Raw genomic sequence first — 854 nt, forward strand, 5'->3', positions numbered from 1 at the left:
CCTTCATTGTCGATACGAGACCTTCCAGGCCAAGTTCTACAATGACAGATTTATAACGCCCCTCGCCCAGCGACTTCACGACTCGATTGTGATTTCCTGCTTTGATAACAGCGGATCTGGGCACCGTTGTCATGGCCTCTTGGGCCATATTCTCAACGCGTAAATTCGCCAACATATGAGGTCGCAAGGCAAAATCTGGGTTGTGTACTCGCGCTCGGAATTGCAAGGTGCGTGTTTTCTGATCAAGAGACGGATAGATGTAATTGATTATGCCGTTCCATTTGCCATCAGGTGACGAATTGAGATTTATCGCTACACTCTGACCACGTTCGATGAGATAAGCTTGTCGTTCATAGACTTCACCACGAACCCAGACGCTTTCCAGCGACCCTATCGACATCACTTCAGTCATAGGTCTGATATGCATGCCTTCACGCACGTTTAGATCAATGACAATTCCATCTTGTTCAGCCGTAAATTTCACCAATTGATCGACCTTACGTCTTTTCTTTAAATCATTGATATGACTGTCTCTCAAACCTAGCGATCGAAGGCGTGACTTTGACGCATTAATTAGGTTTCTGTTTTTGCTGCGCAATGCTGCTAGGTATTCTTCCTGCGCATTGACCAGCTCTGGACTATAAAGCTCAAACAGTGTTTGACCTTGTTTAACCGGATCACCACTAGCAGCAACGTTCAACCGTTCAATCCAACCCTCTACACGCGGGTGAATATGAGAGATTCGGCTCTCATCAAACTGGATAGTTCCTACGGTATCAATTGGCACCATAATCGCTTCGTTTTTAACCTTTGCGACTTTAACGCCGAGGTTATTCTCAACAGTGGCTGAGATC

General features: G+C 45.8%; 1 protein-coding gene. It reads right to left on the reverse strand.

Annotated features, from left to right (window positions below; all coding sequences use genetic code 11):
• On the reverse strand, positions 1 to 854 hold an 854-nt coding region (locus A3757_RS02820), incomplete at both ends, for an efflux RND transporter periplasmic adaptor subunit (protein WP_156506131.1).

The organism is Oleiphilus sp. HI0117 (assembly GCF_001635235.1).